Origin of the sequence: Saccharopolyspora sp. ID03-671, from assembly GCF_045278815.1 — a bacterium.
Classification (GTDB): Bacteria; Actinomycetota; Actinomycetes; order Mycobacteriales; family Pseudonocardiaceae; genus Saccharopolyspora; species Saccharopolyspora ipomoeae.
Map to the genome: position 1 here is coordinate 837,807 of NZ_CP134054.1, position 26,579 is coordinate 864,385.

The window sequence follows — 26,579 nt, forward strand, 5'->3', positions numbered from 1 at the left end:
TATGGAGCGAATTCCCAGGCAGCAGGACACCAGCAACCTCCCCGCGGTGCTGGCCGAGTACGGGCACCTCGCGGCGCAGCTCCCCGGCGCCTCGACGCAGCAAGCGCAACGGCTGCGCGCCCGGCTCGCCGAGCTCGACGAGCAGATCGACGGCTACGTCGCGCAGCTCACGGAGTACCACTCCATCGTCGACAGTTGACGAGCTCAGCCGTCGAGGCCGCGGCGCGCTCCCGGGACCTCGCTCCTCGCAAGTCCGTCCTACGCTGCCTCCCTCGCTCCGGTGATCAGCCCGACGACCTGGTTCATGTCGTGGGTGCGCGGTGAGACGAGCCCGACGCGCCTGCCGAGCCGGTGCACGTGGATCCGGTCGGCGATGTCGAACACGTGCGGCAGGTTGTGGCTGATCAGCACGACCGGTAGCCCTCGATCCCGGATCCGGTCGACGAGTTCGAGGACCTTGCCCGCCTCGGCCACGCCCAGCGCCGCCGTCGGCTCGTCCATGATCACGGCCTTGCTGCCGAACGCCGCCGCGCGGGCCACCGCGACGCCCTGGCGCTGACCGCCGGAGAGCGTCTCCACCGGCTGGCTGATCGACTTCACCTTGATCCCCAGCTCGTCGAGCACCCGCTGCGCCTCGTCCCGCATCCACGCCCGGTCGACCGCGCGCAGCACCCCGCCCAGCACCCCGTCCCTGCGGCGTTCGCGCCCCAGGAACATGTTGGTCGCGATGTCCTGGGCCGGCGCCAGCGCCAGTTCCTGGTGGACGGTCTCGATCCCGCAGCGACGCGCGTCCAGCGGGCCCCGGAAGCGCACCGCTTCCCCGTCGACCCGGATCTCCCCGGCGTCCGGGATCAACGCCCCGGACAGCGCCTTGATCAGGCTGGTCTTGCCCGCGCCGTTGTCGCCGACCACTGCCAGCACCTCGCCGGGGAAGACCTCGAACTCGGCGTCGTCGATGGCGGTGACCCGCCCGTAGTGCTTGCTCAGGCCCGTGGCCGACAGCGTCGGTGTGCTCATCGTTGCCTCCTGGCCAGCCGGTCGAAGACCACCGCGGCGATCACGAGCGCACCGGTGGCCACGTCCTGGTAGAGCGCGTCGACGCCGAGCTGGGTGAGCCCGGAGCGCAGCACCGCCACGATCAGCGCTCCCATCAACGTGCCCAGCACCGATCCGCGTCCGCCGAACAGGCTGGTGCCGCCGAGAGCACGACCGCGGTGATCGAGTCGAGGTTGCCCAGCTGGTAGGCGTTCGGATCGGCGTTGGGGACCCGGCCGAGCGCCTGCCAGGCAGCGATCCCGAAGATCACCCCGGCGGTGAGGTAGACCGACAGCAGCGTCCGGTCGACCTTGATGCCCGACAGCCGCGCCGCTTCCGGCGCGTTTCCCACGGCGTAGACGTGCCTGCCCCAAGCGGTGCGGGTCAGCGCGTACCAGACCACCGCGTACAGCACCAGGCACAGCGTCATGCCGTAGGTGATCTCGATGCCGCCGAACAGGTAGCGGCGGGTGCCCAGCCAGGTCAGCAGTCCGTCGCCGGTGGGCACCGCCTCGCCGCCGGCGAGCAGCTTGCCGACGGCGGTGAGCATCGTGAGCATGCCGAGCGTGACGATGAACGGCGGCAGCCGGAACCGGGTGACCAGCGCGCCGATCACCAGCCCGATCAGCGCGGTGGTGGCGATGCCCGCAGGCAGGGCGAGCACGCCCGGTGCCCCGGCGAGCACGAGCAGCGCCATCACCAGCGTGGCCACCACGGCGGAGGAGGCGTTGGCCAGATCGATGCCGCCGGTGAGGATGATCAGCGTCTGACCCAGCGCGAGGGTGCCGATCACCAGCGACTGCTGGACCACCAGGGACAGGTTGTCGGGATCGAGGAACGTGTCGGTGGTCAGCGAGAACACCGCGACGGCCAGCAGCAGCGCCAGGGCCGGGCCGACGGCCGGTGCCCGCAGCAGGAACTCGCGGGCGCTGAGACGTTCCTCGGCGACAGCGGTCACCGCTCGCCCCAGCAGTGCTGCTCGCCCCAGGCGACGGGTTGGCTGGGGATGCCGGGCATCGGCTGGTCGGTGATCACCACCGATCCGGTGTCCTGGAACCCGCCGGGCTTGGCGCCGGTGCGGGCGTGCTCGACGGCGGCGTCGACGCCCAGCTGCGCCATCTTGTCGGGGAACTGCATGACGGTGGCCCGGATCTGACCGGACTTGACGGCGGCGACCCCTTCGCAGCCGCCGTCGATCGAGGCCATCACGACCTGTCCGGCCAGCCCGCGCGACTGCAGGGCCGCGTGCACGCCGCGCGCGGTCGGTTCGTTCATGGTGTGGACGGCGGTGATGTCGCTGCTGCGGGCAAGCAGGTTCTCGGCGCCCTGCTGGGCGAGGCTCTGGTCGCCGTTGGCGTTGGTGGTGCCGCGGATCTCCGGGGCGCCCTCGGCGAGGCCCATGCCGACGAGGAATCCCTGGTGCCGCAGCGTGCTCACCGACGACCCGGCGGTGCCGTCGATCATGAGGACCTTCGGCGGCCGGTCGCCGAGGGCGGCCTTGGCGTAGGCGCCCTGGAGTCGTCCGGCTTCGAAGTTGTCGGTGGCGATGGTGGCGTCGACCGCGTCGGGGGGCTCGGTGGCCGTGTCGAGGGCGATCACCAGGATGCCGGCCTGCCGCGCGCGGGCGAGGGCGTCGTTGACGCCGGTGGAGGAGTTCGGCGTGATGAGGATGGTGCTCACGCCCTGCTGGATGAAGTTCTCGATCGCGCGGACCTGGCCGTCGTTGTCCCCGTCGAACTGCCCGGCCAGTGCGATGAACTCGGCTCCCCGGGCCGAGGCCGCCGCTTCGGCGTCCGCTCGCAGGTCCACGAAGTAGGGATTGGTGTCGGTCTTGGTGACCAGCCCGATCTTGGCGACGCCGCCCTCCGGGGAGGCTCCCCCGCCCCACTCGCGCTCGGCGGAACACCCGGTGGCCAGCAGTGCCAGTCCGACGACGACGCTCACAACTCTTCCGAACATGAGTCCTCCACGTTGAGGCCGCTCCGAAGACGCCACGCGATCATGCCGATCCGAACGTCCCGGCAACTCCCCCGTTCGGTGATGGCGGATTGATTTCATTCGACACTGACGCCACCAACCGTATTGAGATGTACGTCGGGGGGCGTAGGTGCGATGTCGGTGTCGAGGCGACGTCAGGGCGGGGTGCGTGGGCGAGACTGGTGGGCATGGGTTCGTTGCGTCCTCGGGTCGGTGATGTGGGGCTGGCCGTGCTGGTGACCGCGGTCGGCGTGATCGGGACCGTCGCCGCGAGCCGGTGGAGCGGGCACGGGATGCGCGGCCTCGACGGGCTCGGCATCGCCTTCGTGCTGGTCGCCGGGCTGGCGCTGGCCTGGCGGCGCCGGCTGCCGCTGGTGGTGCTCGGGATCGCGGCGGCGGCCGTCACCGGCTACCTGATCAGCGGCTACCGCTACGGGCCGATCCTGCTCGCCCTGCTGGTGGCGGTGTACTCGGCCGCGCGGCACCGGCCGCCGCGCACCGCCGGGATCGCCGCGGGCGTCGTCCTCGCGCTGATGTGGGCGCACACGCTGATCACCGGTCCCGGCTGGACGGGGCTGGTCCCGGCGGCCGCGTGGGTCCTGGTGCCCTTCGCCGCGGGACTGGTGGCGCGCACGCAGTCGGAGGCGGTGGCGCGTCATCGGGCCGAGGCGCTGCGGCAGCGCGTCGACGACGAGCGGCTGCGCATCGCCCAGGAGGTGCACGACGTCGTCGGGCACGGGCTCGCGGCGATCAAGATGCAGGCGGACGTGGCGCTGCACGTGCTGCCGAAGAAACCGGAGCAGGCCGAGATCGCGCTCGACGCGATCAGCCGCACCAGCAGCGACGCCCTCGACGAGCTGCGCGCGACGCTGGCGATGGTCCGCACCGGCACCGGCCGGGGTCCCGAGCCGGGCCTGGAGCGCGTGCACGACCTGGTCCACCGCACCCGGGAGGCCGGTGTGGACGTCGCGCTGCGGGTGCGAGGCGAGCGGCCCGACCTGCCCAAGGCCGTCGACCTCACCGGGTACCGGATACTGCAGGAGTCGCTGACCAACGTGCTGCGGCACAGCCGCGAGCAACGAGCGGAGGTCACCGTCGACTACGCGCCCGAGGAGGTCCGCATCGAGGTCACCAACCCCTCCCCCGCCGCCACCGGCGGCGACGGCCTCGGCATCCCGGGGATGCGCCGCCGCGTGGAGGCGCTGGGCGGCGAGTTCGACGCCGGAGCGTCCGGCGGCCGCTTCCGGGTGCGAGCCCGCCTGCCGATCGGAGAGCAGCCGTGATCAGCGTTCTCATCGTCGACGACCAGGACCTGGTGCGCATCGGTCTGCGCACGCTGCTGGACTCCGAGGACGACCTGCACTGCGCCGGCGAGGCCGCCGACGGGCTCGAAGCCGTGGCCAGAGCCAGCGAAACCCGGCCCGACGTGGTGCTGATGGACATCCGGATGTCCGGTGTGGACGGTCTGGAGGCGACGCGCAGGATCACCGCCGACCCGGATCTGGCCGGCACCAAGGTGATCGTGCTGACGACCTTCGAGATCGACGAGTACGTCTTCAGCGCGCTGCGCGCCGGTGCCAGCGGTTTCCTGCTCAAGGACACGACCCCGGTCGAGCTGCTGCGCGCGATCCGGCTGGTCGCCGGCGGCGAGGCGCTGCTGGCGCCGTCGGCAACCCGCAAGCTGGTGCGCGAGTTCGTCACCCTCGCGCCGCGCTCCCACCAGCCGCACCCGCAGCTGCACACCCTCACCGACCGGGAGCGGGAGGTGCTGGCGCTGGTGGCCGAGGGGTTGAGCAACGACGAGATCGCGCAGCGCCTGGTCGTCAGCCCGGCCACGGCGCGCACGCACGTCAGCCGCGCGATGGTCAAGCTCGCGGCGCGGGACCGCGCGCAGCTGGTGGTCTTCGCTTACCAGTCGGGCCTGGTGGACTGAATCACTTGCTGATGGGGCTGAAGCGGGTCCAGGGGGTGTCGGCGAGCTTCTTGTTGCCGTCCCAGAGCTCCACCATGATCCGCATCGAGCCATCGGACTTGAGCTGCAGCTTGCACTGGACCCAGTCGCCCTCGCTGCTGGTGTCCCGGCACTCGGCGGTGTGGTGGTAGTCGGTCTCCGAGCGGGTCTTGATCCAGTACCCGTCCTTGTTGGTGTCCTTGGCCGCGATGTAGTCGCCGTCGGCGTCGAAGCAGCCGGTGCCGCGGTTCTCGCCCTTGTAGCTGATGGACTTGCAGATCCTGGCCTCGTACGGCGCCCGCGAGGTCGTCGGTTGGGACGTCTCGGGCGGCGGAGGTGCGGGCTGGACCGAGGACGAGATCACCACCGGTGTGGTGGTCGGCGCGGCCGAGGAGGTCGGCGGCGCGCTGGTCACCGGGGCCGTCGTGGGCGCCGGAGCCGGAAGCGGCGTGGCCTGGCCGCCGGTGGCCTCGGGTCGCAGCGTCACCACGGCGGCGGCGACTCCGGCGACCGCGGCCACCGCGCCCACTGTCGCCAGCGCGATCGGCCAGCGGGATCGGCGCCGACCGTCGTCGAATCCAGCGGCTCCCCCGGCGCCCAGGGGCGCGGTGGTGCGAAGCGCGCGGCGCGCGGCGGCGGCGAGCTCACCGGCGGTGCTGTAGCGGTCGGCGGCGTTCTTGGCCATGCCGTTGGCCACGACGCGGTCGAACTCCGGCGGGACGCCGGGCATCGACTCCGACGGCTTCGGGGGCTCCCGGTTGAGGTGGGCGTAGATCAGCGCTTCGGTGCTGGTCACGCCGTAGGGCTTGGCGCCGGTCAGGCACTGGTAGAGCACGCAGGCCAGCGAGTAGACGTCGACCCGGTGATCGGAGGGCGCGTCGCCGAAGCGCTCCGGGGCCATGTAGGCCAGGGTGCCCATCGTGACGCTGCCGGAGGTGCGGCTGGTGGCGTCCTGGATCGAGGCGGCGATGCCGAAGTCCACGAGGTAGGCGAAGCCGCCTGCGCCGAGCAGCACGTTCGACGGCTTGACGTCGCGGTGCACCACGCGGGCGGCGTGCGCGGCGTCCAGCGCCGCGGCGACCTGCTCGATCACGTGGACCACGTCGTTGGGGTGCATCGGGCCGTGGGCGTTGAGCCGGGCGCCGAGGTCCTCGCCCTCGACCAGCCGCATGTCCAGGTAGAGGCGGCCGTCGATCTCGCCGTAGCCGTGGATCGGGATGACGTGCGGTTCGTTGAGGCGTCCTGCGGCGTGGGCCTCGCGCTTGAACCGCTCGCGGAACTCCCGGTCGGCCGCCAGGTGCGGGGCGAGCAGCTTCAACGCGACGATGCGGTCGTGGCGGGTGTCGTAGGCGCGCAGGATCTCGCCCATTCCCCCGCGGGCGATGACGCCCTCCACCCGGTACGGGCCGAACTGCGACTGCACGGTTGCTGCTCCTCGTCCGACGTTTCGGTCATCCTATTGGGTTACTCAGCGCGCAGTGCACGGCCCACCGCCCGATCCGCTCAACGGCTGCTGCGCTCGGTGAAGTTTCCGCTACGAAGCGAGGATTCCCGGTGCGCGGGCGGTCACGGTCCTGCTACCAAAGGTGAGGAAAGATCATGTTCCTCCACCGGCTTCGGGAAAGGACCGGTCCCCACCATGTCGACGACCGACGACGACACCGACGCGCGCAAGATCGAACGCGAGCAGGACACCGGGGGATGCCCGGTGAGCCGGGGCTCCGACGGCGTGTGGCGGGTTCGCGGTCACGCCGCCGCCCGCGCGGCCCTGCGCAGCACCGACACGGTCCAGGCCGGCCTCGGCGTGGAGACCGTCGAGAAGATGCCCGCCAAGATCCGCCGCCCCGTGCTCTACCGGGACGGGCCGGAGCACCGCGAGCACCGCAGGCAGACGGCCAAGTACTTCACTCCCCGCAAGGTCGACGAGTCCTACCGCGGGATCATGGAGCGGGTCAGCGACGAGCAGCTGGCCAAGCTCACCACCCACGGCAACGCGGTGCTCTCGGAGCTGAGCTTCGAGCTGGCGATCGGCGTGGCGTGCGCGGTGATCGGGCTGACCGAGAGCAAGCCGGGCCTGGCCGGACGCCTGGAGAGGTTCTTCCCGGAGGAGTTCGGCGAGCCCGGTTTCACCAGCCTGCACGGCCTGTACTGGGTGTGGCGGCAGGCGGTGAACTGGGGCGGCATCTACTTCGCGGACGTGCTGCCCGCGGTGCGCGCCCGGCGCAAGCAGCCGCAGGACGACCTCATCTCGCACCTGCTGGCCGACGGCTGCTCGTCGGCGGAGATCCTCGGCGAGTGCATCACGGTCGCCGCCGCGGGCATGGTGACCACGCGCGAGTTCGTGAACCTGGCGGCCTGGCACCTGTTCGACGACGACGCCCTGCGCGAGCGCTACGTCAACGCCGAGGAACCGGAGCGCCTGGCGATCCTGCACGAGTTCCTGCGCCTGGAGCCGGTGGTGTCGAACCTGCGGCGCCGCACCACCGCCCCGGTCGAGCTGCCCGGTGAGGGCGGCGAGACGCACGCGGTGCCGGCGGGCGAGGTCATCGACATCGACGTGACCAGCACCAACACCGACACCGCCGCGTTCGGCGACAAGCCGCTGCAGGTCTGCCCGCACCGCGAGCTCACCGAGGCCACGGCCCCGGGCCTGTCGTTCAGCGACGGCGCGCACCGCTGCCCCGGCAACAACATCGCGATCCAGGAGACCGACGTCTTCCTGACCCGCCTGTTCGCCCTCCCCGGCGTGCGCCTCCAGACCCCGCCGAGGGTGTCGTTCAACGACGCCATCGGCGGCTACGAGCTCCGAGGCATGGTCGTCGCCGTCGACCGGTGATCTCTCGGGGTGGGGGGAAGTTTTCATGAAAACTTCCCCCCACCCCATCAGGACTCCGACCACGCGAAGGTCGTCACCGCTCCTGCCGGGAGCGCGTGCTCGAAGCTCTGACCGCCGCTGCGGACCTGGAAGGTCTGCTCCGAGTCGGAGGCGTTGAGCGCCAGCAGCGCGATCGAGCCGTCGGTGTTGCGGAAGGCGACGGTCTCGATCCCGCCCGGGTTGCTGGCCGACTCCACCCGCTGCGCACCGGGTTTCACGAACTTCGCGACGTGGCCGAGGACGTAGTACTCCTCGTTGTAGGTGACCTGCCCGCTGCCGGTGTCGACGGTGACCACGCCGCGGCAGTCCGAGCAGCCGCCGTTGGTGGGCCCGTGGTCCTGGTCGAGCGCCACGTTCCACAGCGCGACGCCCTTGGCGCCGTTGCGGGTGCCGCCGATGACGAGGTTCTGCGTCTGCCACTTGAGGTTCTCGGCGAAGTCGGGCGACCAGTCGCCGCCGGAGCACTCGGTGAGCCACACGCCCTTGTCGGGGTGGGCCTGCTGGAACTCGCTCTGCCCGGACACGTCGCCCTCGTAGCAGTGGAACGCCGCCCCGGCCACGTGCGGCCCGGCTTCGGGGTCGTCGACGACGGCGCCCGGGTACTCGGGGTGCGACCAGTTGTGGTCCCACGCCAGCAGTTGCGTGCCCAGCCCTGATTCGGCGAACTTCGGCCCGATCTCGTCGCCGATGACGGCGGCCTGCTGCTCGGGGCTCATGTGCATCGACGGGTATCCGGCGGAGCCGTCGCCGGATTCGGGGTGGTAGGGCTCGTTCTGGACGCTCAGGAAGTCCAGCGGTACGCCCGCGTCCGAGTAGGCCCGGGCGGTCTTCACGAGGTAGTCGGCGAAGACGCCGTGGTTCTCGGACTTGAGCTCTCCGCCGTCGACGTTGTCGTTGGTCTTCATCCAGGCGGGCGCGCTCCACGGCGTGCCCATCACCTTCAGGTCGGGGTTGATCTGCTCGGCCTGGCGCAGCAGCGGCAGGATGTAGGCGTCGTCGTGCGCGGTGGAGAAGTCGCCGAGGTCGCAGCAGGTGTCGTCGAAGGTGTAGTCACCGGAGTCGGCGGTGGCGAAGTCGCTGGCGCCCAGCGGTTGCCGGAGCATGCTGAGCCCGATCCCGTTGGCGCCGAACAGGTTGTTCATCAGCTCGTCGCGCGCACCCTGGTCGAGGTCGTTGGCGACGAGCGAGGCGGCCGAGTCGGTGAAGGCGGTCCCGAACCCGTCGACGGTCTGGTAGGTGGTGGCCGGGTCGACGTCGATGATCGTCTCGGCGGTACCACCGGAGCCGAACTCCTCGTCCTCCTGGCGTTCGAGCAGCTTGCTCTTGTCGCCGGTGGTCTCCCACACCTGCACGACCGGCGCGGCACCACCGGGCGCGACGCCCGCAGCGGTTCCCAGCAGCAGGGCGCCGGCGAGCAGTGCGGCGCGGCTGCGCCGGGGTCGGGTTCGCCTCATCGCGATGTCCTCTCGGCCGAGTTCGTCACGGCGGAATTGTTCGCCGATTTCGATCCCGGCGCACGTGGCATTTCCCGTCCGATCGTGCATTTCGGTGAACGCGAGTGCGCCTTTCCGACGAAAGGTGTCGAACTCTCGCCAACGAGGCCGGATTCGTTGGCGCGGTGCTATGTTCGGCAATCGCGACAAACCCGACCTCACGGCGACACCCCCCGAACTGGATCGGTTCGGTCGCATTCGCCGCGCAGGTGAATTCCGAAACATTTCGGATTGCCGTCTCGGCGAATGCCTTTTGTGTTTTCTCAACGCGGAGGAGATGCGTTCATGACCTTCAGCAGACGAATGCGCGTGGCGGCGATCGGTGCCGCGCTCGCGTGCACGGCGCTGATCACCCCGACGGTGGCCGCCGCTGCCCCGACCTACCAGGACGCGTCGGCACCGATCCCGGACCGGGTCGAGGACCTGCTGTCGCGGATGTCGTTGCAGGACAAGATCGGTCAGATGACCCAGGCCGAGCGGGTCGCAGCCGATCCGCGGACCGCGGCCTCGGCGTCGCTGGGATCGGTCCTCAGCGGCGGCGGTTCCGCCCCGGAACCCAACACGGCGGAGTCCTGGGCGGACATGTACGACGAGTACCAGCGCGCGGCGACCTCGACCCCGCTGGGCATCCCGCTGATCTACGGCGTGGACGCGGTGCACGGGCACAACAACGTGCACGGCGCGACGATCTTCCCGCACAACATCGGCCTGGGCGCGGCCAACGACCCGCAGCTGACGGAGGACATCGGCCGTGCGACCGCCGAGGAGATCTCCGGCACCGGCATCGACTGGGACTTCGCCCCGTGCCTGTGCGTGGCCCGCAACGACCGCTGGGGACGCACCTACGAGTCCTTCGGCGAAACCCCCGAGCGCCCCGCGGCAAACGCGACGGCCATCGACGGCCTGCAGGGCGAGGCGCTCGACGCCCCGGGTTCGGTGCTGGCCACGGCCAAGCACTACATCGGCGACGGCGGCACCACGGGCGGTGACGACCAGGGCAACACCGAGATCGACGAGCAGGAGCTGCGCCGCATCCACCTGCCCCCGTTCCAGGAGGCGATCAACCGCGGCGTCGGTTCGGTGATGATCTCCTACAGCAGCTGGAACGGCCTGAAGCTGCACGCCCACTCGTACCTGATCAACGACGTGCTCAAGGGCGAGCTGGGATTCCAGGGCTTCGTGATCTCCGACTACGACGCGATCGACCAGATCGACGGTCAGCTGGGCTTCACCGCCGAGGAGGTCGCGACCGCGATCAACTCCGGCCTCGACATGATCATGGTGCCGAACGACTGGCAGAAGTTCACCGAGCTGCTGCGCGGCGAGGTCGAGAACGGCCACGTCCCGATGGAGCGCATCGACGACGCCAACCGCCGCATCCTCACCAAGAAGTTCGAGCTCGGGCTCTTCGAGAACCCCTACACGGACCGGCAATTCACCGGCACGGTCGGCAGCCCGGAGCACCGCGCCCTGGCCCGCGACGCGGTCCGCAAGTCCCAGGTCCTGCTCAAGAACGACGGCGGCGTGCTGCCGCTGGCCAAGGACGGCGGAAAGCTGTTCGTGGCGGGCAAGAACGCCGACGACATCGGCAACCAGTCGGGTGGCTGGACCATCAGCTGGCAGGGCGAGAGCGGCCCCATCACCCCGGGAACCACCATCCTGCAAGGCATCCGCGACGCCGCGAAGGGCACGGAGGTCACCTATGACCGCCACGGCGAGGGCATCGACTCCTCCTACCGCGCCGCCATCGCGGTGGTCGGCGAAACCCCGTACGCCGAAGGCCAGGGCGACCGGCCGTCCGGCATGGGCCTGGACCAGGAAGACCTGGCCACGGTGAAGAAGCTGGAGGACAGCGGAGTCCCAGTCATCGCGGTCACGGTCTCCGGCCGCCCCCTGGACATCGCCGAACACCTCCCCCGCTGGGACGCCCTCCTCGCCTCCTGGCTCCCCGGCACCGAAGGCGCCGGCGTCGCAGACGTCCTCTTCGGAAACCACAACCCGACAGCGACCCTCCCGATGACCTGGATGGCCTCGGCAGACCAACAACCCATCAACGACAGCGACGGCCAGAAGCCGCTGTTCCCGTACGGCTTCGGGCTGACGTACTGATCTGGGAATCCCGACATCCCCTGGTCATCCACGCGTTGGCCAGGGGATGTCACATGTGCATCAGACAACGTCCCGAGATTCGGCAATGAGCGCACCGCGACGAACCGGACGCCGATCGTCCAGGCGGTCAGCGTACGAAGGCGGTGAAGAGTTGCAGCCAGGCGGCTCGGAGGAGGAGGCGGGTGGCGCCCGCCTTGTCTTCGTCGGCGGTCCGTTGCCGGCGGATGTTGCGCACCAGGAAAAATCCTCTTCGAATCCGTCGGGCCGGGCGTCGTCGCACATCGGCCCTGGAGCTTTCGACGCCTGGCGGGACTCCGTTGTCTCGCCAGGCCGCACACCCTGCCGAAGCGCGGGCTGCGATCGATACCTTGGCGGTTACCTGGCGTTTACGCAAGGGATTTCTCCTGCCGAACACCCTCCGTTGATCGCGAATGAGCGTCTGACCTGCGATGATCGAATGCGAGTTAGCCGATCGGGTGGAGCAACGGCTTATGCTGCGAACGGCGGCTTGCGCTTCGAGGCAACCAGGAGGACGCGAATGCAGTACCGGCATCTGGGCAGCAGCGGCATGATCATCAGCGAGCTGGTCTACGGCAACTGGATCACGCACGGCTCCCAGGTCGAGGAGAACGCCGCGGTGGCCTGCGTGCGGGCCGCGCTGAACAACGGCATCACCAGCTTCGACACCGCCGACGTCTACGCAGGTGGGCGCGCCGAGGAAGTGCTGGGGCGGGCGTTGCGATCCGAGCGCCGCGAGGGACTGGAGATCTTCACGAAGGTCTACCACCCGATGGGCGAGGGCAAGAACGACCGCGGGCTGTCCCGCAAGCACATCATGGAGTCGATCGACAACTCGCTGCGCAGGCTGCAGACCGACTACGTCGACCTCTACCAGGCGCACCGCTACGACCCGGAGACTCCCCTCGAAGAGACGATGGAGGCCTTCGCCGACGTCGTCCGCAGCGGGAAAGCGCACTACATCGGCGTTTCCGAGTGGACCGCCGACCAGATCCGCGAAGGCCACCGGCTGGCCCGGGAGCTGCGGATCCCGATGGTGTCCAACCAGCCCCAGTACTCCGCCTTGTGGCGGGTCATCGAGGGCGAGGTCGTGCCCGCGTCCCGCGAGCTGGGAATCGGCCAGATCGTCTTCTCCCCCATCGCCCAGGGCGTGCTGACCGGAAAGTACCTGCCGGGCGCCGCACCGCCGGAGGGCTCGCGCGCCACCGACGAGCGCGGTTCCACCTTCGTGGCCCGCTACCTGCGTGACGAAGTCCTGGAGCGCGTTCAGCAGCTCAAGCCGCTCGCCGAGGAGGCAGGCCTGTCGCTGGCCCAGCTGGCGGTGGCGTGGGTGCTGCAGAACGACAACGTCTCGGCCGCGATCATCGGCGCCTCCCGCCCCGAACAGGTGTCGGAGAACGCCGTCGCCGCAGGTGTGCAGCTCGACGCGGACCTGGTGGCGAAGATGAACGAGATCCTCGCACCGGTCGTGGTCACCGATCCGGGCAAAACGGCCGAGAACGCCCCGAAGTCCCGCAGCTGACGGCCGCGTCGCCCTTCCGGACGGGCTGACGAGCTCGTAACCTGCGACCGTTGACCACGACCCGGGAGGGCGACGATGCGACCGAAACACCTGGTGGACGCAGTGCTGTTCGACACCTTCGGCACCGTCGTCGACTGGAGAACCGGCATCGCGCAGGCCGTCGCGGAGTTCGCGGGGGATGCCGTGGACGCGGACCGGTTCGCCCTGGCTTGGCGGGGTCGGTATCAGCCGTCGATGACTCCGGTTCGTCGCGGCGAGCGGGGATTCGTCGACCTCGATGTGCTGCATCGCGAGAACCTGGAAGCCACCGCTGCCGAATTCGACCTCCCCCTGGACCGCGACCCGTCCGATGTGGACTGGTTGAACCGCGCTTGGCACCGGCTTCCCGCTTGGCCCGACAGCGTTCCGGGGCTGACCGCGATCAAGCGGGAGTTCATCATCGGGCCGTTGTCCAACGGCCACACCGCGCTGCTGACGAACATGGCCAAGCACGCCGGGCTGCCGTGGGACGTGATCATCGGGTCGGACATCACCCGCACCTACAAGCCCGACCCGAACGCCTACCTGCGCGCCGCCGAACTCCTTCACCTGCCGCCGGAGCGAGTGATGCTGTGCGCCGCCCACAACATCGACCTCGCTGCCGCTCAGAAGGCCGGGCTGCGGACGGCCTTCATCCCCCGCCCGACGGAGTACGGCCCGGACCAGCGCGAAGACCTCCACGCGACCGGCCCTTGGGACGTGATCGGACGCGACATCGCCGACCTGGCAACGCAGCTGCGGGAGCACATGATGTGAGAGGTTCGGACTGCTCCAGCCAGCAGCCGAATTACATGAAATCCGTTTGATTTTCGCGTTTTTGGACGCACTGTTCACCCGGTCCAGCGATGGCGCGAGGCTCGTTTTCGCATCGCCCAGCAGGCACAATGGGAACATGAGTTCGATGACGTCGTTTTCCGGTGCCGTGGCCGCGGCTCGGGCCGCTCTTGCGGGTGCCGTGGCGTCACCGAGGCGTGCCGGTGACTTGGCCGGTGCGATTCGGGAGTTGGAATCGCTTGCTCGGTACGTGTATTCCGTGCAGGCCGAGTTGATCCAGGAGGTTGAACAGCGGGAGATCGCGCGCTCTTCGGGAGCGCGGAACACCGGTGTGTGGTTGCAGGACGTGCTCAAGGCCGATCCCCGGCAGGCTCGTGGACGGGTTCAGGTCGCCACGAGCACTGCCGTCTGGCGCGGAAGGCGTTGGCCGACGGGATGATCAGCGTGGAACACGCGCAGGTGATCGCTTCGTGCGTCGACAGGCTCCCCGATGCCGCCGAGACCTCCCAGGTGGAGGCGGTACTAGTTGAGCAGGCGCGGGCGTGTCGTCCTCGCGACCTGCGGCAGTTGGCCGAGGGGATCAACGCCGCGCACGACCGCGAGCGCGCCGTGCGGGACGAGAAGGCCCAGCACGAGTCGCGGGAGCTGCACTACGTCACGACCGGCGACGGGATGGTCGTGGTGAAGGCTCGGCTCGACAAGGAGACCGGTCAGAAGTTCCTGGCCGCGCTCCGGCCGCTGTCGAAACCGCTTCCTGCGCACGACGGCACACCTGATCCGCGCACGCCCGCGCAGCGTCACGCCGATGGCTTGGCAACGCTGGTCGATCTCGCGATCGGTTCGGAGAACATGCCGCGCGTCGGGGGCCAGCGGGTGCAGGTCCAGGTCACCGTCGGTTACGACGACCTGGTGCGCAGCCTCGACCCCGATGCCGAAGGCGTGGCGCCCGGGTCGTTCGCCGACGGGACGCCGATCACCGTCGAGGCCGTGCGGCGGATGGCCTGCGACGCGGGAATCCTGCCCGTCGTTCTCGGTGGCGATGGTGTCGCGCTGGACTACGGGCGCGAGGAGCGGACCGCTCCCCCGCAGTTGCGGGCAGCGCTGTTCCGGCGGGACGGGATCTGCGCGTTCCCGGGCTGCGAACACCCGCCCGGGACCTCCCAGGCGCACCACATCGTGGAGTGGTTCAACGGCGGGTCGACGACGCTGTCGAACATGGTCATGCTCTGCGCCTTCCACCACCGGATCGTCCACAGCGACCGCTGGACGATCACCATCGATGAGGGGAGAACCGAGTTCACACCACCGCACCGCATCGATCCGCACCGCGTGCCCCGGCCCGGCTCGACGTCGCGCCCGGGAACGCACAGACAACTGATCCGGGAACTCGTCCCCGCACCACGAACGACCGCACCACGAGAACCCGCCGCCTGAACCGACCTGCACCAGGCCGGGCACCCCGGCACGCCCACTGCGGCACCTGCTGTTTGACAACTACAGAGTGGGAAAACAACGCGGCCGGAGCCCCCGGCCTCGGGGTCACGCGCGGAACCGGTCCCTGGCCACCGTCCAGGCGCGGGCCTGATCGCTGATCGTGACACCGAGGCCGGGACGGCTCGAGATGTGCATCCGCCCGTCGGCGATCTCGAGGTGCTCGTTGAACAGCGGGTCGAGCCACTCGAAGTGCTCGACCCACGGCTCCCGGGCGTAGGCGGCGGCCAGGTGGACGTGGATCTCCATCGCGAAGTGCGGGGCGAGCTGCAGGTTCCGGCTGTCGGCCAGGGACATCACCTTGAGGAACTGGGTGATGCCGCCAACCCGCGGGGCGTCGGGCTGGACGATGTCGGCGCCGCCGGCGCGGATCAGCTCGCCGTGCTCGGCGACGCTGGTGAGCATCTCGCCGGTGGCGATCGAGGTGTCGAACGTCGAGGTCAGGACGGCGTGGCCCTCGAAGTCGTAGGCGTCGAGGGGTTCTTCGATCCAGACCAGGTTCATCGGCTCCAGAGCGCGGCACATGCGCCGGGCCGTGGGGCGGTCCCACTGCTGGTTGGCGTCGACCATCAGGGCCACGTCGTCGCCGATCTTCTCGCGGACCGCGGAGACCCGGGAGAGGTCCGTGGCGTTGTCCGGGTGACCGACCTTGATCTTGATGCCGCCGATGCCTCCGGCCACCGACTCCGCGGCGCGGTCCACGACCTCCTCGATCGGGGCGTGCAGGAACCCGCCGGACGTGTTGTAGCAGCGGACCGAATCGCGGTGCGACCCGAGGAGTTTCGCCAGCGGCAGGCCCGCGCGCTTGGACTTCAGGTCCCAGAGCGCGACGTCGAACGCGGCGATGGCCTGCACCGACAGACCGCTGCGGCCTACCGAGGCGCCCGCCCAGACCAGCTTGTCCCAGATCTTGGCGATGTCACTGGGGTCCTCGCCCAGCAGCACCGGGGCGATCTCGCGGGCGTGGGCGTACTGGCCGGGCCCGCCGGCGCGTTTGGAGTAGCTGAAACCGACTCCCTCGAAACCGTTCTCGGTGGTGATCTCGGCGAACAGCATCGCGACCTCGGTCATCGGCTTCTGCCGTCCGGTGAGGACCTTCGCGTCGCTGATGGCGGTCGGCAGCGGCAGGATCACCGACGAGATCGTGACTCCGGTGATGCGGTCCAGCGTGGCCGAATCGGTCGCGGTCATGGGATTCGTCTCCGTTCAGGCGTCATCGGCTGGCTCCGCCGGTCGAGGCTCCGGCGGAACCGGGACCGGCGACGGGTCGGGACGGTGATCAGGACACTAGAGCCCCCGATGATGCCGGTCCAAGACCGATAGAACATCGATCAATACCGTCGTCGCATCGATCTCCGGGCGAAAACGCACCGGACATCCGGAGTCGATTCCTCCAAGGTATTGACCGATGCCAAATCAGGCTTGGACACGCATGGAATGACGACCATAGGCTTCCCCGAGCATTCGTCACCGTGACCGCACTCACATCGATGCGGTCGATGCCCTGCGGATCGAAGGAGAAGGCGTTGACAAAGAGGTCAGTACGCCGAGCGGTGGTGCCCGTGGTCGCGGCAGCGCTCTCGCTGTCGCTCGCCGCCTGCGGCGGGAACCTGTCCGGCGGCGGGCAAGGATCGTTTCCGAGCGGCCCGGTCACCCTGTCGATCGGCCAGGACCCGGGCGGCAGCACGGACCTCATCGGACGTGCCCTCGCCGACGAGGCCGCCAAGGACCTCGGCGTCGCGATCCCCGTGGTCAACACGCCCGGGGCCAACGGAGCGCTGGCCGCCAAGGAGTTAGCGGGCAAGCAGCCCGACGGCCAGAACATCATGGTCCTCAACGCGTCGCTGACCTCCATCACGCCGCTGGCCGTCAGCGAGGAAGAAGCGGTCGACGTCAACGACTTCGAGGTCATCACCGGCATCTCCCGCGACGACTACGTGCTCGTCGCCAACGCCGATTCCGGGCTCAACTCCGTGCAGGGCCTCGTCGACGCCCACCGCGACCTCAAGTTCGGCACCACCGGCGTCGGCACCGGCAGCCAGCTGTCGCAGGAACTGCTGTTCAAGCACGCCGGGATCGCCGGCACCGCCGTGCCCTTCGACGGGGGATCGCCCGCGATGACCGCGGTGCTGGGCAAGCAGGTCGACGTGGCGTCGGTCCAGCTCGGCGAGGCGATCAGCCAGATCAAGTCCGGCGAGCTCGTCCCGCTGGTCACCTTCTCCGAGCAGCGCAACCAGTACCTCCCGGACACCCCGACAGCCGTGGAGCTGGGCTTCGACGTCAAGGTGTCGCAGTACCGGGCGATCGTCGCGCCGAAGGAAACCCCGCCGGAGGCCGTCGACCGGTTGCGCGCCGCGTTCCGCAGCGCCTTCGCCACCGAGTCCTACAAGTCGTTCAACCAGGAGAACCTGCTCACGCCGCACGAGATCGACGGCCCGCAGGTCGCCAAGGAGTGGAGCGACTCCCTCGAGAACTACCGGGCGATGGTGCAGAAGTACGGGATCGATCTCGGCGGGGAGAAATGAGCAACCCGCCCGACACCCGAACCGAGCCCGGGAACGTGCAGGAGAGCGCCGTGCCGGAAGCCGGGGCCGACGAGCACCCGGCTCCGGCCGGGGCGGTGTCGAACCTCGTGGTGGCACTGGTCGTGGTGGCCCTCGGCGTCAGCGGGCTGGTCGGTTCGCTGGCGCTGGGGCTCGGCACGGCCGCCGCGCCCGCCGCGGGAACCTGGCCGTTCCTGATCAGCGTCGCGATCACCGCGCTCGGCGTCGTGCTCGCCGTCCTGGCCCGCCGCACCACCGATGCCGAGCGGTTCAGCTCCGCGGCCTGGCGGGTCGCCGCCGCGATCGCCACCATGATCGGGTTCGTCGCCGTGATCAGCGTGATCGGGTTCGAGATCCCGTCCGCGCTGCTGGCGTTCGTGTGGCTGCGGTTCCTCGGCGGCGAGTCGTGGCGGGTCTCGGCGCTGGGCGGCGTCGGCATCGTCGTCGCCTTCTACGCGATCTTCGTCGGGGCGCTGAACGTGCCCGTGCCCCACATGTTCTAAAGCTCCCCACCACCAGCATCCCTTGGAGCGGCGATGGACTTCCTGACCCCTGCCATCGAGGGGTTCGGCGTCGTTCTCGAACCCACGAACCTGCTGTACTGCTTCCTCGGCGTCGTCATCGGCATGCTCGTCGGCGTGCTGCCCGGCCTCGGACCGGCGGCGACGATCGCGATCCTGCTGCCGCTGACGTTCAACGTCGAGCCGGTCACCGCAATCATCATGCTCGCCGGCATCTTCTACGGCGCGCAGTACGGCGGCACCATCACCTCGGTGCTGCTTCGGCTGCCCGGCGAGGCCTCCTCGGTGGTGACCGTCTTCGACGGGCACGCCCTCGCACGCCAGGGCAAAGCCGGTACCGCGCTGGGCATCGCCGCCATCGGGTCGTTCGCCGGCGGCACCCTGTCGATCGTGGCGCTGTCGTTCCTGGCACCGCTGATCGCCGGGTTCGCGCTGGACTTCGGCCCGCCCGAGTACAGCGCGCTGGCGCTGCTGGGCATCCTGCTGGTCGCCACCGTCAGCAACGGCGGCAAGGTGAAGGCCCTCATCGCCGCGTCCCTCGGATTGCTGCTCGCCACCGTCGGCCGGGACGCGTTCACCGGCTCCGAGCGGTTCACCTTCGACGTGCTGTCGCTGTCCGACGGGCTGGACTTCGTCCCCATCGCGATGGGCCTGTTCGGGCTCGGCGAGATCCTGCACAACCTCGAACAGCGCCACAAGGCCGCGACCGCGCCCGGCCGGGTCGCCAACGTGTGGCCGTCGCGGGCGGATCTGCGGCAGTCCTCCGGGGCGATCGGGCGGGGCTCGGTGCTCGGGTTCGTGCTGGGCGTGCTGCCCGGCGGCGGCGCGACGCTGTCGTCCCTGGCCGCCACGCGGTGGAGAAGCGCCGGTCCAAGACCCCGGAGCGCTTCGGCAACGGGGCCGTCGAAGGCGTCGCCGCGCCCGAGACGGCCAACAACGCGGCCGCGACCTCGTCGTTCATCCCGCTGCTGACGCTGGGCATCCCGGCCAACGCGACGATGGCGATGATCTTCGGCGCCCTGCTGATCCAAGGCGTCACACCGGGGCCTCAGCTCGTGGACGAGGAACCCGAGCTGTTCTGGGGCGTGGTGAACTCGATGTACATCGGGAACATCCTGCTGCTGATCATGAGCATCCCGCTGGTCGGGCTGTTCGTGAAGATCCTGCGGGTGCGCGAGTCGATCCTGGCCCCGATCACCGTGCTGATCACGCTCATCGGCGTCTACACCGTCCGCAACAGCGTCTTCGACATCGCCCTGGTCATCGCCTTCGGCCTGCTGGGCTACCTGATGAAGAAGTTCGCGTTCGAACCCGGGCCGCTGGTGCTGGCCTTCGTCCTGGGCTCGCTGCTGGAGACCTCGCTGCGCCGGTCGCTGCTCCTGTTCGAAGGGGACCCGACCGGCTTCCTCACCAGGCCCATCTCGGGCACGCTGCTGGCCCTGCTGGCCGTGGTCGTCCTGCTGCCGCTGGTGCGGAACCTCCTGCGGGCACGCCGCACCGCGCCCGAGGACACCCGCGAGCAGGCCGAGCTGTAGCGCCCGACCGCCTCACCTCCAGGGACCGGGCCGCCCTGGGGGCTGAGGCGGCTGAGGCGGCTGCGGGGGCTGGGGCGGGATGCGCAGCTTGTGCGTCGGCATGTCGTTGAGCTGCTGCGGCACGGTGAAGAAGCCCGACTGCTGGTTGCGCGCCCACGGCGCGGGTTTCGGCTGCGGCATGCGGCGGAAGAACGCCTCGCGCGCCATGCCCATCAGGGTCACGATCTGCCCGCGGCGGGCGAAGAACCTCTGCGGGTCGATCGTGCGGCGCTCGGCCTGGGCGTGCAGCAGCGCCAGTTCCGTGGCCGCCAGCTGGTAGTCGCCCATCGCCTGCGCCCCCACGGCACCGGCCTGGTGCCGGGCCCAGTTCCGGGCCTGGCGGCGACCGCGCATCGTGCCGAGCATCTGGATGTCGTTGGGCGCCACCAGCCCGCTGGGGATGTAGGAGGGCAGGTATCGGCCGATGAGGTGCACCAAGCGCCTGCGGTCCCGGACCAGCACGATCACCAGCGCCAGCAGCACCGCGGCCTCGATCAGGTAGGCCAGCACCAAGCCACCGAAGCCGAACAGCACCGAGCCGCCGTTCCACAGCGCGTGCAGGAACACCGCCGCGCACCAGCCCAGGATCGGCGCGAACACCCGGCCGACGCCGCGGTGGGTGGCGGCGTAGGCGATGCCCAGACCGGTCATCGCCGTGTACATCGGGTGTCCCAGCGGAGCCACCACGCCGCGGATCAGGACGGTGCCCCAGATCTCGCCGGGCACCGAGGCCAGGCCCTGCATGTAGTAGAGGACGTTCTCGACGAGCGCGAAGCCCAGCCCGCACAGCCCCGCGTAGACGATCCCGTCGGTCGGCCCGTCGATCTCGTTGCGCCGCACCAGCAGCAGGAACAGCAGCAGAGCGCCCTTGAAGCTCTCCTCGACGACCGGTGCGATCACCGACACCGTCAGCACCGTCGCGGGCTCCGGCCCCAGAACGACTGCCAGCACCGACTCGCCGAGCGTGTTGACGATCAACGCCCCCAGCAGCGCCACCCCGGCTCCCCAGCCGAAGGCCACCAGGAGGTTCAGCCGCGGTTCCGGTTCCAGCCGGTCGATCAGCAGGATCAGCGCCACCAGCACGATCGCGGTCGGCAGCGCCAGCAGCATGCCGATCACGACGTTGCCCGGCGCACCGGGGTCCATCGCGAAGTAGGACGCCAGCGCCAGCAGCAGGCAGACGCCGGAGACCACCAGTCCGATGATCAGCGACACCGGCGCGCGGTTGGTGCTGCGTCCTTCCAGAACCGATTTCGGGCTCAGTGCGGGCATGCCGCGTAGGAGATCCGCCGGGCTCCAGTCCGGTCAGCCCCGGAATCGGCCCCCGGGGACGACCGATGTCCCCGGGGGGCCGACCGGCGGGCGGGTCAGCTGTTCTGCGGGAAGCCCAGGTTCACACCGCCGTGCGAGGGATCGGGCCAGCGCGTGGTGATCACCTTGGTGCGGGTGAAGAACCGGATGCCGTCCGGACCGTAGGCGTGGGAGTCGCCGAACAGCGAGTCCTTCCAGCCGCCGAAGGAGAACTGGGCGACCGGCACCGGGATCGGGACGTTGACGCCCACCATCCCGACCTCGACCTCTTCGCCGAACCTGCGGGCGGCGCCGCCGTTCTCGGTGAAGATCGCGGTCCCGTTGCCGTACGGGTTGGCGTTGACGAGCGTCAGAGCGTCGTCGTAGGTGGGCGCGCGCAGCACCGACAGCACCGGCCCGAAGATCTCGTCGGCGTAGATCGACATCTCGGGTTGCACGTGGTCGAACAGCGTGGGACCGAGCCAGAATCCGCCCTCGGCGCCGTCAACGTCGACGCCCCGGCCGTCGACCACCAGCTCCGCGCCGGCGGACAGCCCGGCGTCCACGTAGGACGCGACGCGGTCCCGGTGCGCGGCGGTCACCAGCGGGCCCATGTCGCAGGAGCGGCGGCCGTCGCCGACCTGGAGCTTGCCCATCCGCTCGGCGATCTTGGCGACCAGCTCGTCGCCCACCGGGTCGACCGCCACCACCGCCGAGACCGCCATGCAGCGCTCCCCCGCCGAACCGAAGCCGGCCGAGACCGCGGCGTCGGCGGCCAGGTCCAGGTCGGCGTCGGGCAGCACCACCATGTGGTTCTTCGCCCCGCCCAGCGCCTGCACGCGCTTGCCGTGCACGGTGCCGGTCTCGTAGACGTAGCGGGCGATCGGGGTGGAGCCGACGAACGAGATCGCCTTGACGTCGCGGTGCTCCAGCAGCGCGTCGACCGCGACCTTGTCACCCTGGACCACGTTGAACACGCCGTCGGGCAGCCCGGCCCGCTGCCACAAGCGGGCCAGGAACAGCGCCGCCGACGGGTCCTTCTCGCTGGGCTTGAGCACCACCGAGTTGCCGCAGGCGATCGCGTTGGGTGCGAACCACAGCGGCACCATCGCCGGGAAGTTGAACGGCGAGATCACCCCGACCACGCCCACCGGCTGCCGGGTGGAGTGCACGTCGACGCTGGTCGAGGCGTTCTCCGAGAACCCGCCCTGCAGCAGGTTCGGGATGCCGCAGGCGTACTCGACGTTCTCCAGCCCGCGCTGCACCTCCCCGGCCGCGTCGGAGAGCACCTTGCCGTGCTCGGCGGTGACGATCGCGGCGAGCTCGTCGGCGTGGGCGTTGAGCAGTTCCCGGAACGCGAACAGCACCGAGGATCGCTTGGCCAGCGACGCCCGCTTCCACTCGCGCTGCGCCGCGGCGGCCGCGGACACCGCGGCGTCCACATCGGACCCGTCGGCGTAGGCGACCGTGCCGGTCCGCTCCCCGGTCGCCGGGTTGAACACCGCCCCGGTGCGTTCCGGGGTGGCGCCCGCCGGGGCGCCCGCGATCCAGTGATCGATCAGCTCGGTCATGATGAGAACAGCTCCTGCTCGGCCAGCGAGACGGTTTCGGTGAGCACCTGCAGCGCGTGCGCCGCTTCGGACTCGGTGAGCGTCATCGGCGGCGCCAGGCGCAGGACGTTGCCGTGCAACCCGCCCTTCCCTATCAACAGACCCCGCTGCTTGGCCAGTTCCATCGCCCGCGCGGCGGCCTCGGGCGCCGGGGTCTTGCCGCCGGGCACGACGAGTTCGACGCCGATCATGAGGCCCTTGCCGCGCACGTCGCCGATCAACGCGCTGTCGTGGGCTCGCAACCCCTGCAGCAGTTGGGAACCGAGCTTGGCGGCGTTGCCTTGCAGGTCGTGGGCCAGCAGGTATTCCAGCGCGGCGTGCGCACCGCCGGTGGAGACCGGGTTGCCGCCGAAGGTGGAGATGGAGTTCGCACCGATGTCGTCCATCAGCGCGGATTCGGCGACGACACCGCCGATCGCCAGACCGTTGCCCAGCCCCTTGGCGAAGGTCATCGCGTCCGGGGTGACGCCGTGGGCCTGGATGCCCCAGAAGTGCTCGCCGGTGCGGCCCCAGCCGGTCTGCACCTCGTCGGAGATGAGCAGGATGCCGTACTCGTCGAGCACCTCGGCGAACGCGCCCAGCAGTCCGTCGGGCGGGGTGGCGAACCCGCCGACGCCCTGGATGGGTTCGGCGATCATGCAGGCCACGTCCCCGGCGGTGGTGGTCTCGATGACCTCGCGCAGGTCGTCGACGCAGGCCGCGATGTAGTCGGCGTCGGACAGCGCGGAGAACGGGCTGCGGTAGCGGTAGCCGCCGTGGACGTAGCTGACCTTCACCGGCGACAGCGACGTCGCCGACCAGCCCCGGTTGCCGGTCACGGCCAGCGTCGCGAACGCGCGCCCGTGGTAGGAGTTGCGCAGTGCCAGCACCTGGTTGCTGCGGCGCTTCTGGGTGGCGAGCATCAGCGCGGTCTCGTTGGCCTCGGTGCCGGAGTTGGTGAAGAACACCTTCGGGTCGCGCAGCCCGGACAGCTCGGCGATGCGCTCGGCCAGCTCGACCTGCCGGCGGATCAGGTACAGCGTCGAGGTGTGCAGCACACCGGTGTCGACCTGGCGGCGGATCGCGTCGCTGATCTCGTCGATGTCGTAGCCGATGGCGTTGGTGAGGATGCCGGCGAAGAAGTCCAGGTAGGTGTTGCCGTCCGCGTCGGTGACGTGGCGGCCCGAGCCGCTGACGATCTCGATCGGCTCCTGGTAGTACAGCGACAGCCAGTCCGGCATCACGGCCTTGTGCCGCGCCAACAGCGAATCCGACATTCTTCCTCCTGCTCAGGCGACCTCGTGGCGGTCCGACCAGTCTGTCGCGTCGGGCGCCGCGCGGCCACGGTCCGGACCACGTGATCAACACGATGGGGTGCGATCAGCCACCGCAGGAGGCGCGCACCGCTACCCCCGATGACCGCTCGGGCACCGGGTGTAACCTGTGCCCCGCCGGTCACGCGGCACCAGCACCTCCCCCCCCAGTAGCTGGCGCTCGCGTGGCCGGCCCTGCTTCAGCCCAGTTCTCCGGGCCCGGCTCCCCCGAATGCCGATCACCACGCGTGCTCACCAGCGCTCCGGCAACCCCTTCGGGTGATCAATTGGTCGTTTTCGCGCATGGCCGTTGGGCCGAACGGGTCAACCCGCCTAGCCTCGCGTCACGACCGCCTCGTGGACGAGTCCCGTCCGCGGAGGTGGGGAAAATGATCAACCGGAACCACGACGCCCAGTCCGCCCACGGCCTGCCGGGAGACCCGGTGGACACGAGCCTGCGGCCGGGCGCAGCACAACCACCGGGGGCGACACGATGAGCACAGTGGTCGCGGTGCGGTTCTCCGCAGGAGTGGTCGCGGAGTCCCGCCGTCAGACGCACCTGGCGGCCCGGCCGGAGGGACCGTTCCCGGCCGCGTGGCGGACCTTGTGCGGCCTGCAGATCCCCTCGTACGTGGCCGAGGTGTCCGAGCAGCCGGCCGGGATGCCGTGCGTGCGGTGCATGTCGCGACTCCCCGGCCCCTCGGACCCCGAGCTGGAGCGGTGACCCGGGTGCTTCGCCGCGCCGGGGCGGCGGGCTACCGCGCGACCGACAGCGACAGCGCGAACTCGGCCGCGTCGTCGAGCCACCAGCTGCCCAGGTCGAACCCGGCCACGGCCAGCTCGTCGGCGATGCGATTACGCCGGAACTTCGCCGAGATCTCGGTGCGGATCTCCTCGCCCTCGGCGAACTCCACGTCCAGCGCCAGCTCGCGCACCCGCACCCGCATCGGGCGCACCGCGCGCAGCCGCATCTCGATCCACTCCTGATCGGTGTTCCAGCGCGCCACGTGCTCGAACGAGTCCACGTCGAAGTCGGCGCCGAGCCGCCGGTTGAGCACCCGCAGCACGTTGCGGTTGAACTCGGCGGTCACGCCCTCGGCGTCGTCGTAGGCGCGGATCAACCGCGAAGGCTCCTTGACCAGGTCGGTGCCCAGCAACAGCCACTCCCCCGGCCGCATCGCCGCGTGCAGAGCTCCGAAGAACCCGGCGCGCTCCTCCGGGAGGAGGTTGCCGATGGTGCCGCCCAGGAACGCCACCAGACGCCCGTCGCCCTCGTCGAGGCGCCCGGTGGTGAAGTCGTCGACGACCCCGGAGACCTCCAGCTCCGGGTAATCGGCCTCGATCGCGGCGACCGCGCCGCGCAGCGCCGACTCGGACACGTCCAGCGGCACGAACCGCCGCAGCGTGCCGTGCTTGCCGAGGGCGTCGAGCAGCAGCCGGGTCTTCTCCGACGAACCGGAACCGAGCTCCACCAGGGTCGCGGCGTTGGTGAGCTCGGCGATGGTCAGCGCCGTGCGCCGCAGGATCTGGTGCTCGGCGCGGGTCTGGTAGTACTCGTCGAGCTCGGTGATGCGCTCGAACAGCTCGCTGCCCTCGGCGTCGTAGAACCACTTGGGGGACAGCCACTTCGGGTGATCGGTGAGCCCTTCGCGCACGTCGGCCCGCAGTTCGCGGTCGGCGTCGGCTTCGGTGAAGCGCACGGTCAGTTCGGGATGTCGCACGAATCCTCCCCCAGGGAGACGACTTCGGTGTGCTCGGCGTCGGCGACCACCAGGCAGCGGTCGGGGATCTCGACCCACGGTTCCGCGGGGCCGAAGGGTTCGGACGCGACGGTCACCGCGCCCGGTTCCCGGCGCACCCACAGCGAGTGCGTCCAGGTGGTGGCCACGATCCGGGTGCCGTCGGACAGCAGCAGGTTCAGCCGCGACTCGGGCGCGACGGCGTGCACCTCCCGCACCAGCCGGGACACGGCGTCCTCGGGTGCGGCGCCGTCGTCGAGGAGCTGCCGCAGCAGCGCCCACAGCACGGCGGAATCGGTGGGCTGGGCGGTGAGCAGGTCCGCGGGGTCCAGCCGGGACGCGAGCTTGGCCAGCGTATCCGGCCAACCGCCGACCTTCCCGTTGTGGCTGAACAGCCACCGCCCGTCGGTCAGCGGCGCGCACAGCTCGGGCCCGACCGGCATGCCGACGGTCGCCGAGCGCACCGCCGCCACCACCGCCGGGACCCGCAGTTCGCGGGCCAGGGCCGGGAACGACGTGTCGGTCCACATCGCCGCTCCGTTGCGGTAGGTCCCGGTGGTGCCGTCGTGGCGGAACCAGCCCGCGCCGAAGCCGTCGGCGTTGACGGTCCCGCCGCCGCGCATGTCGTTCGGCGCCCACGACTGCTCCAGCAGCGAGTGCGCCGGGGTGAGCAGCAGCTCGGCCAGCGACACCGGTGTCCCGAGGTAACCCAGGTGCCTGCACATG

Annotated in this window: 21 protein-coding genes and 2 pseudogenes; 12 read left to right on the forward strand and 11 right to left on the reverse strand. The window is 70.1% G+C overall.

Going from position 1 to position 26,579, the window contains the following annotated elements:
- Position 1: 1 nt before the first annotated feature.
- Positions 2–199 carry a hypothetical protein gene (locus REH65_RS04025; RefSeq protein WP_281455853.1) on the forward strand — a complete coding sequence of 66 codons (198 nt, stop codon included), beginning with the start codon at positions 2–4 and terminating at the stop codon, positions 197–199.
- A gap of 59 nt (positions 200–258) precedes the next feature.
- Here the strand turns inward: REH65_RS04025 and REH65_RS04030 are convergent, their stop codons facing one another.
- From REH65_RS04030 to REH65_RS04040, 3 genes and pseudogenes are all read right to left on the reverse strand, one after another.
- Entirely contained in the window at positions 259–1,017 is a 759-nt protein-coding gene (locus REH65_RS04030; protein ID WP_406691332.1) for an ATP-binding cassette domain-containing protein, read from the reverse strand.
- Positions 1,014–1,993: pseudogene (locus tag REH65_RS04035) on the reverse strand (ABC transporter permease). Before REH65_RS04035 ends, REH65_RS04030 begins: the two are co-directional and overlap by 4 nt.
- Positions 1,990–2,994 carry a substrate-binding domain-containing protein gene (locus REH65_RS04040; RefSeq protein ID WP_406691333.1) on the reverse strand — a complete coding sequence of 335 codons (1,005 nt, stop codon included), beginning with the start codon at positions 2,992–2,994 and terminating at the stop codon, positions 1,990–1,992. The pseudogene REH65_RS04035 and the gene REH65_RS04040 overlap by 4 nt, the downstream one beginning before the upstream one ends.
- Positions 2,995–3,200: 206 nt before the next feature.
- Between REH65_RS04040 and REH65_RS04045 the strand changes: the two genes are divergently transcribed.
- Both REH65_RS04045 and REH65_RS04050 read left to right on the forward strand, forming a co-directional pair.
- Complete coding sequence (locus tag REH65_RS04045) at positions 3,201–4,295, forward strand: sensor histidine kinase (protein ID WP_406691334.1); 1,095 nt, start codon at positions 3,201–3,203, stop codon at positions 4,293–4,295.
- Positions 4,292–4,945, forward strand: coding sequence for a response regulator (locus REH65_RS04050; protein ID WP_406691335.1), 654 nt, complete (start codon positions 4,292–4,294; stop codon positions 4,943–4,945). The genes REH65_RS04045 and REH65_RS04050 overlap by 4 nt, the downstream gene beginning before the upstream one ends.
- 1 nt (position 4,946) lies before the next feature.
- On the opposite strand, the gene REH65_RS04055 is transcribed toward REH65_RS04050, so the two are convergent.
- Entirely contained in the window at positions 4,947–6,386 is a 1,440-nt protein-coding gene (locus tag REH65_RS04055) for a protein kinase domain-containing protein (protein WP_406691336.1), read from the reverse strand.
- A gap of 216 nt (positions 6,387–6,602) precedes the next feature.
- Between REH65_RS04055 and REH65_RS04060 the strand changes: the two genes are divergently transcribed.
- On the forward strand, positions 6,603–7,799 hold the full coding sequence (locus REH65_RS04060; protein ID WP_406691337.1) for a cytochrome P450: 1,197 nt from the start codon (positions 6,603–6,605) through the stop codon (positions 7,797–7,799).
- A 47-nt stretch (positions 7,800–7,846) separates the two neighbouring features.
- On the opposite strand, the gene REH65_RS04065 is transcribed toward REH65_RS04060, so the two are convergent.
- Positions 7,847–9,292, reverse strand: coding sequence for a glycoside hydrolase family 30 protein (locus REH65_RS04065; RefSeq protein WP_406691338.1), 1,446 nt, complete (start codon positions 9,290–9,292; stop codon positions 7,847–7,849).
- A 324-nt stretch (positions 9,293–9,616) separates the two neighbouring features.
- On the opposite strand from REH65_RS04065, the gene REH65_RS04070 reads away from it, so the two are divergent.
- The 4 genes from REH65_RS04070 to REH65_RS04085 all read left to right on the forward strand — a co-directional run bounded on the left by REH65_RS04070 (position 9,617) and on the right by REH65_RS04085 (position 15,227).
- Positions 9,617–11,440, forward strand: a complete 1,824-nt coding sequence (locus REH65_RS04070) for a glycoside hydrolase family 3 protein (protein ID WP_406691339.1) — start codon at positions 9,617–9,619, stop codon at positions 11,438–11,440.
- A 538-nt stretch (positions 11,441–11,978) separates the two neighbouring features.
- Positions 11,979–12,980, forward strand: a complete 1,002-nt coding sequence (locus REH65_RS04075) for an aldo/keto reductase family protein (protein ID WP_406691340.1) — start codon at positions 11,979–11,981, stop codon at positions 12,978–12,980.
- A gap of 75 nt (positions 12,981–13,055) precedes the next feature.
- The gene (locus REH65_RS04080) at positions 13,056–13,775 is read left to right on the forward strand and encodes a haloacid dehalogenase type II (protein WP_406691341.1); all 720 of its coding nucleotides are present in this window, start codon (positions 13,056–13,058) and stop codon (positions 13,773–13,775) included.
- Positions 13,776–14,126: 351 nt separating this feature from the next.
- Positions 14,127–15,227 (forward strand): DUF222 domain-containing protein, encoded by a 1,101-nt coding sequence (locus REH65_RS04085; RefSeq protein ID WP_406691342.1) that lies wholly within the window; start codon positions 14,127–14,129, stop codon positions 15,225–15,227.
- 105 nt (positions 15,228–15,332) lie between these two features.
- Here REH65_RS04085 and REH65_RS04090 read toward each other — a convergent pair whose 3' ends face one another.
- A complete protein-coding gene (locus REH65_RS04090; RefSeq protein WP_406691343.1) occupies positions 15,333–16,475 on the reverse strand; it encodes an L-talarate/galactarate dehydratase in 1,143 nt (380 codons plus the stop codon).
- 371 nt (positions 16,476–16,846) lie between these two features.
- Between REH65_RS04090 and REH65_RS04095 the strand changes: the two genes are divergently transcribed.
- From REH65_RS04095 to REH65_RS04105, 3 genes and pseudogenes are all read left to right on the forward strand, one after another.
- Complete coding sequence (locus REH65_RS04095; protein WP_406691344.1) at positions 16,847–17,809, forward strand: tripartite tricarboxylate transporter substrate binding protein; 963 nt, start codon at positions 16,847–16,849, stop codon at positions 17,807–17,809.
- Positions 17,806–18,330, forward strand: coding sequence for a tripartite tricarboxylate transporter TctB family protein (locus REH65_RS04100; protein ID WP_406691345.1), 525 nt, complete (start codon positions 17,806–17,808; stop codon positions 18,328–18,330). The genes REH65_RS04095 and REH65_RS04100 overlap by 4 nt, the downstream gene beginning before the upstream one ends.
- A 123-nt stretch (positions 18,331–18,453) precedes the next feature.
- Positions 18,454–19,883: pseudogene (locus tag REH65_RS04105) on the forward strand (tripartite tricarboxylate transporter permease).
- A gap of 12 nt (positions 19,884–19,895) precedes the next feature.
- On the opposite strand, the gene REH65_RS04110 reads toward REH65_RS04105, so the two are convergent.
- From REH65_RS04110 to REH65_RS04120, 3 genes are all read right to left on the reverse strand, one after another.
- Positions 19,896–21,194, reverse strand: coding sequence for a PrsW family intramembrane metalloprotease (locus REH65_RS04110; RefSeq protein WP_406691346.1), 1,299 nt, complete (start codon positions 21,192–21,194; stop codon positions 19,896–19,898).
- Positions 21,195–21,289: 95 nt separating this feature from the next.
- Complete coding sequence (locus REH65_RS04115; RefSeq protein WP_406691347.1) at positions 21,290–22,783, reverse strand: CoA-acylating methylmalonate-semialdehyde dehydrogenase; 1,494 nt, start codon at positions 22,781–22,783, stop codon at positions 21,290–21,292.
- Positions 22,780–24,078, reverse strand: coding sequence for an aspartate aminotransferase family protein (locus REH65_RS04120; RefSeq protein ID WP_406691348.1), 1,299 nt, complete (start codon positions 24,076–24,078; stop codon positions 22,780–22,782). Before REH65_RS04120 ends, REH65_RS04115 begins: the two co-directional genes overlap by 4 nt.
- 529 nt (positions 24,079–24,607) lie before the next feature.
- Here REH65_RS04120 and REH65_RS04125 point away from each other — a divergent pair.
- On the forward strand, positions 24,608–24,838 hold the full coding sequence (locus REH65_RS04125) for a hypothetical protein (protein ID WP_281455821.1): 231 nt from the start codon (positions 24,608–24,610) through the stop codon (positions 24,836–24,838).
- Between the two features lie 31 nt (positions 24,839–24,869).
- Here the strand turns inward: REH65_RS04125 and egtD are convergent, their stop codons facing one another.
- A complete protein-coding gene (gene egtD, locus REH65_RS04130; RefSeq protein WP_406691349.1) occupies positions 24,870–25,835 on the reverse strand; it encodes an L-histidine N(alpha)-methyltransferase in 966 nt (321 codons plus the stop codon).
- Entirely contained in the window at positions 25,817–26,578 is a 762-nt protein-coding gene (egtC, locus tag REH65_RS04135) for an ergothioneine biosynthesis protein EgtC (protein ID WP_406691350.1), read from the reverse strand. Before egtC ends, egtD begins: the two co-directional genes overlap by 19 nt.
- Between the last annotated feature and the right edge of the window lies 1 nt (position 26,579).

Coding starts and splice junctions, on each gene's coding strand:
- REH65_RS04025 (WP_281455853.1), top strand. CDS start 2: ATGGAGCGAATTCCCAGGCAGCAGGACACCAGCAACCTCCCCGCGGTG.
- REH65_RS04030 (WP_406691332.1), bottom strand. CDS start 1,017: ATGAGCACACCGACGCTGTCGGCCACGGGCCTGAGCAAGCACTACGGG.
- REH65_RS04040 (WP_406691333.1), bottom strand. CDS start 2,994: ATGTTCGGAAGAGTTGTGAGCGTCGTCGTCGGACTGGCACTGCTGGCC.
- REH65_RS04045 (WP_406691334.1), top strand. CDS start 3,201: ATGGGTTCGTTGCGTCCTCGGGTCGGTGATGTGGGGCTGGCCGTGCTG.
- REH65_RS04060 (WP_406691337.1), top strand. CDS start 6,603: ATGTCGACGACCGACGACGACACCGACGCGCGCAAGATCGAACGCGAG.
- REH65_RS04065 (WP_406691338.1), bottom strand. CDS start 9,292: ATGAGGCGAACCCGACCCCGGCGCAGCCGCGCCGCACTGCTCGCCGGC.
- REH65_RS04070 (WP_406691339.1), top strand. CDS start 9,617: ATGACCTTCAGCAGACGAATGCGCGTGGCGGCGATCGGTGCCGCGCTC.
- REH65_RS04075 (WP_406691340.1), top strand. CDS start 11,979: ATGCAGTACCGGCATCTGGGCAGCAGCGGCATGATCATCAGCGAGCTG.
- REH65_RS04080 (WP_406691341.1), top strand. CDS start 13,056: ATGCGACCGAAACACCTGGTGGACGCAGTGCTGTTCGACACCTTCGGC.
- REH65_RS04090 (WP_406691343.1), bottom strand. CDS start 16,475: ATGACCGCGACCGATTCGGCCACGCTGGACCGCATCACCGGAGTCACG.
- REH65_RS04100 (WP_406691345.1), top strand. CDS start 17,806: ATGAGCAACCCGCCCGACACCCGAACCGAGCCCGGGAACGTGCAGGAG.
- REH65_RS04110 (WP_406691346.1), bottom strand. CDS start 21,194: ATGCCCGCACTGAGCCCGAAATCGGTTCTGGAAGGACGCAGCACCAAC.
- REH65_RS04115 (WP_406691347.1), bottom strand. CDS start 22,783: ATGACCGAGCTGATCGATCACTGGATCGCGGGCGCCCCGGCGGGCGCC.
- REH65_RS04120 (WP_406691348.1), bottom strand. CDS start 24,078: ATGTCGGATTCGCTGTTGGCGCGGCACAAGGCCGTGATGCCGGACTGG.
- REH65_RS04125 (WP_281455821.1), top strand. CDS start 24,608: ATGAGCACAGTGGTCGCGGTGCGGTTCTCCGCAGGAGTGGTCGCGGAG.
- egtC (WP_406691350.1), bottom strand. CDS start 26,578: ATGTGCAGGCACCTGGGTTACCTCGGGACACCGGTGTCGCTGGCCGAG.